Genomic DNA, 4,516 nt, shown 5'->3' with positions numbered 1-4,516 from the left:
AATCGCGAAGCTGAAGCCCGATCTGGTGATCACCAGCCAGAGCAACTACACCGGCGTCGCGCGGGACGCGATGATCGAGGGATTGCGCAGCGTCTGGAGCGAGATCACAAACCAGGGCGCGCGTGTCGTCGCCATCCGCAACACGCCTTTCAGTCTGTTCGATCCACGCGATTGCCTCAGAACCGATCCCGGCAAATGCGTCAATCCGCGCAGCGAGGTCGAACGGGAAGACATCTACGCGCTCGCCGCCCGGTCCGTGGCGGGGGTGAGCGTGGTCGACATGAACGACGCGCTCTGCAGCAAGGACACTTGTCCGGCAGTGGTCGGCAACATCGTGGTGCTGCGCGACAACCATCACCTCACGGCAACCTACGCGCTGGCGCTGGCGCCCTACCTGGCCAAGGCAGCGGGACTTTGAACGACCATCCAGTCGCAATGATAGGTGCCCTGCGGGTGGTCGACCTATTCCGAACGATACCGCGAGACCGTTGGATTCAGAAAATCGTAAGGAATTTCAACGGCCTGCATAAACCCTGCTTTAACCCGCCTTTAAACCGCCGCATCTAGTCTTCAACCCGAACGCCATCGGCACCGGGGCAACAAGCAAGAGCGCATGGCGAACCGCAGAGACAGTCGCATCGAACCGAGCTTCGAGGGATCGCCGCGCGGGAGATCCTCCGAGGGCTTTTCGGTCAGCGAGGAGGATCGCGTCGTGCCGGGCAGTCGTAAATCCGCTTCGAAGGGCAGGTCCGCCAAGGCGAAATCGCGAGGCCGCGGACGTGGCCGCGACCGCAGTCGGCGCGGGCTGCTCGGCATCGCCACGCGGCTTGTCTACTGGTGCTTCGTGTTCTGCATCTGGGGCGGCATCGCGGCGGCCGGCATCGTCGTCTATTACGGCGCCAAGATGCCGGCGGCGACGACATGGTCGGTCCCGGACCGCGCGCCGAACATCAAGATCGTCTCGGTCGATGGGCAGCTTATCGCCAATCGCGGCGCGTCGGGCGGCGAGGCCGTCGGCCTGCACGAAATGTCGCCCTATATCCCGGAGGCCGTGGTCGCCATCGAGGACCGGCGCTTCTATTCGCATTTCGGCATCGACCCGATCGGCCTGTCGCGCGCCATGGTCACCAATCTCATCGGCGGCCATTTCTCGCAAGGCGGCTCGACGCTGACGCAGCAACTGGCGAAGAACCTCTTCCTGACGCCGGACCGCACCCTGGAGCGCAAGGTGCAGGAAGTGCTGCTGGCGCTCTGGCTCGAGCACAAGCATACCAAGGACCAGATCCTCGAAATGTACCTCAACCGGGTCTATTTCGGCTCGGGCGCCTATGGCGTCGAGGCGGCCTCGCGGCGGTATTTCGGCAAGAGCGCGCGCGACGTGTCGCTTTCGGAGGCGGCGCTGCTGGCGGGCCTGCTCAAGGCGCCGTCCAAGCTGTCGCCGGCGCGCGACCCGAAGGCGGCCGAGGAGCGGGCGCAGCTCGTGCTCGCCGCCATGCGCGAGACCGGCAAGATCAGCGACAAGGAATACAAGACGGCGCTGAGCGCGCCGGCGACGCGCGCGCCGTCCTATTGGACCGGCTCGGAAAACTACGTCGCCGACACGGTGATGGACGAACTCCCCGACCTCATCGGCGACGTGCGCGGCGACATCGTCATCAACACCACCGTCGACCTCAACCTCCAGAAGCTTGCCGAACAGTCGATCCGGAGGCTGATCGACGAGAGCGGCAAGAAGCTCAACGTCACCCAAGGAGCGCTGGTGTCGATCGACGATTCCGGCGCGGTGCGCGCCATGGTCGGCGGCTACGACTATTCGACCAGCCAGTTCGACCGCGCCTCGGAAGCGCGCCGCCAGCCAGGCTCCGCCTTCAAGCCCTTCGTCTATATGGCGGCGCTGGAAGCCGGCCGCACGCCGGACAGCATCCGCAACGACGCGCCGATCAAAATCGGCAAATGGACGCCCGACAATTACGGCGGCAAATATTACGGCAAGGTCACGCTGGCCACTGCTTTGGCCAAGTCGCTGAACTCGGTGGCGGCACAGCTCACCATGGAGGTCGGACCCGACGCCGTGGTGGAAGCCGCGCATCGGATGGGCATCCAGTCCGATCTGCAGGCCAACACCTCGATCGCGCTGGGTACATCGGAGGTGACGCCGCTGGAGCTGACCGCGGCCTATGTGCCCTTCGCCAATGGCGGCTATAAGCCGGACGTCCACTTCATCCAGCGCATCACCACCGCCAGCGGCAAGGTGCTCTACGAGGGCACCACCGGCAGCGCGCCGCGCGTCATCAAGGCCGACATCGTCGGCATGATGAACTCGATGATGACCGGGACTGTCGAGGTCGGCACCGCCAGGAAGGCGGCGTTCAACTGGCCTTCGGCCGGCAAGACCGGCACCAGCCAGAACTCGCGCGACGCCTGGTTCGTCGGCTACACCGCCAATCTCACCACCGGCGTGTGGTTCGGCAATGACGACGGCAGCCCGATGAAGAAGGTCACCGGCGGCGCCTTGCCGGCGCAGGCCTGGCACGAATTCATGGTGGCCGCGCATGAAGGTGTGCCGGTGAGGCCGTTGCCCGGCACCTGGAAGTCGACGCCGTCCGATACGATCGTGCCCGACGAGATCCCGTCGGCGGATGCCTCGCAGCCGCCGCCCGCGCCGCCCGCGGCCGTCGGCCAGCCGGCGCCCACCGCCCAGGCGCCCGCGCCGGCACGTCAGGTGCGCCCGGCCCAGACCGTCGATGCGGACGGCTTCGACATGCCGAGCGACAACGGGTCGACCGCCTCGATCAAGCATCCGGTGCCGCCCGGCGACGTCGGCGGTCCGACCAAGAAGCGCCAGACCTCGATCCTCGATATACTGGGCGGGGGCTGAAGCGGCAACTTCGCCTCTCGCAATGGCAAGCGCCTTCGGCTACATGTCCGGCCGGAGACAAAACCATGGCCGAGACCGACAGCAGAAAAACCATCGTGCTCACCGGCGCCAGCCGGGGCATCGGCCATGCGACGGTGAAGCGCTTTTCGCGCGAAGGCTGGCGGGTCATCACCTGCTCGCGCCAGGCCTTCGCCGAGGACTGCCCGTGGCCGGCCGGCCCCGAGGACCACATCAAGGTTGACCTCGCCGACCAGGAGGATGTCGGCATCGCCATTTCGGAAATCCGTCACCGGCTGGAGGCGCATGGCGGACAGCTGCATGCGCTGGTCAACAATGCCGGCATCTCGCCGAAGCTGAAGGACGGCAGCCGGATGAACTCGATTGACACGCCGATGCATGTCTGGCGCGACGTGTTCCAGGTCAATTTCTTCGCGCCGATCATGCTGGCCAGAGGTTTGTTCAAGGAGCTCGCCGCCGCCAAGGGCTCGATCGTCAACGTCACCTCGATCGCCGGGACGCGCGTGCATCCGTTCGCCGGCACGGCCTATGCCACGTCCAAGGCGGCGCTCGGCTCGCTGACGCGCGAGATGGCGCATGACTTCGGCCCGCACGGCATCCGCGTCAACGCGATCGCGCCGGGCGAGATCGACACGGCGATCCTTTCGCCCGGTACCGACAGAATAGTCGAGACGATCCCACTGAGAAGGCTGGGCGCCACGTCGGAAGTGGCCGATATCATCTACTTCCTGTGCTCGGGCCAGTCGTCCTACGTGACCGGCTCGGAAATCCACATCAATGGCGGCCAGCACGTGTGAGCGGCTGATGTCAGGCCACGGTGAGGACAGCCTTGCCGCTGAAGCTGCGCTGCCGTAGCGCGTCCAAGGCCTGGCCGATGTCCGTCCACGGCACGGTCATGGCAACGCGGGTTTCCAGCCTGCCGGCCGCGACGAGATCGAGCAGCGCCGCGATGTCAGCGCCTATGGCCGAGCCGGACGTGTAATAGGCGAAGGTCTGCAGCCTCGCGCCCTCGTGGCCTGGGACGAACTGGCGGAACCCAACCGGCGTGAGCTCGCCGCTGCTCGCGCCGAACATGACGATGGTCCCGAGGGGCGCGACGCGTTCGATCGCGTCGGCGAGGCTTTTGCCGCCGACCGACTCGGTGATCAGCGAAAACGGCCCCTCGGCCAGTTCGATCGACGCGACGACCTGCTTGGCGCCCAGATTGCGAAGATCATCGTGATGCCGGACCGAGGCGATCGCCGTCACCGAAGCGCCTTGCTCCCGGGCGATCTGGATCTGGAAGCGGCCGACCGCGCCGCTCGCGCCGGTGATCAGGACCCGCTGGCCGGCGAGATCGCCACCATGGCGCAAGGTCCTCAGTGCCGTCGTGCCCGCCACCGGCAGCGTGGCGGCGGCGACGAAGCTTACACCCTCGGGTATGACGGCAAGCCGGTCGGTCGGAACGGCGACATGTTCGGCCCAGCCGGCCTGGTCGACCAAGGCCGCGACGCGCGCGCCAGCGGCCGGGCCCGAGCCGTCGGCCGCCGCGCGTTGGACAAAGCCGACGATGTCCTGACCGGGGATCCAGCCATCAGGGCGGATGGCGAGCAGGCGCAGCTCGCCACGATTCAATGATGT

4 protein-coding genes are annotated in these 4,516 nt (G+C 66.5%); 3 read left to right on the top strand and 1 reads right to left on the bottom strand.

All coding sequences use genetic code 11. The features are described 5' to 3' along the window. The 3 genes from EOD07_RS37760 to EOD07_RS23805 form a co-directional block, all read left to right on the top strand. Window positions 1–418, top strand: a 418-nt coding sequence (locus EOD07_RS37760) for an SGNH hydrolase domain-containing protein (protein ID WP_281059082.1), incomplete at its 5' end; no start/stop codon positions are given. 195 nt (window positions 419–613) lie between these two features. Beyond that, a complete protein-coding gene (locus EOD07_RS23810; RefSeq protein WP_127237186.1) occupies window positions 614–2,878 on the top strand; it encodes a transglycosylase domain-containing protein in 2,265 nt (754 codons plus the stop codon). Between the two features lie 65 nt (window positions 2,879–2,943). Further along, complete coding sequence (locus EOD07_RS23805) at window positions 2,944–3,693, top strand: SDR family oxidoreductase (RefSeq protein WP_040990340.1); 750 nt, start codon at window positions 2,944–2,946, stop codon at window positions 3,691–3,693. A 10-nt stretch (window positions 3,694–3,703) separates the two neighbouring features. Here EOD07_RS23805 and EOD07_RS23800 read toward each other — a convergent pair. Then, window positions 3,704–4,516: zinc-binding dehydrogenase (locus tag EOD07_RS23800; protein WP_127237185.1), on the bottom strand; the 813-nt coding region annotated here is incomplete at its 5' end.

The organism is Mesorhizobium sp. M2C.T.Ca.TU.002.02.1.1, assembly GCF_003997225.1.
This window is presented reverse-complemented; position numbering and strand designations above follow the sequence as displayed.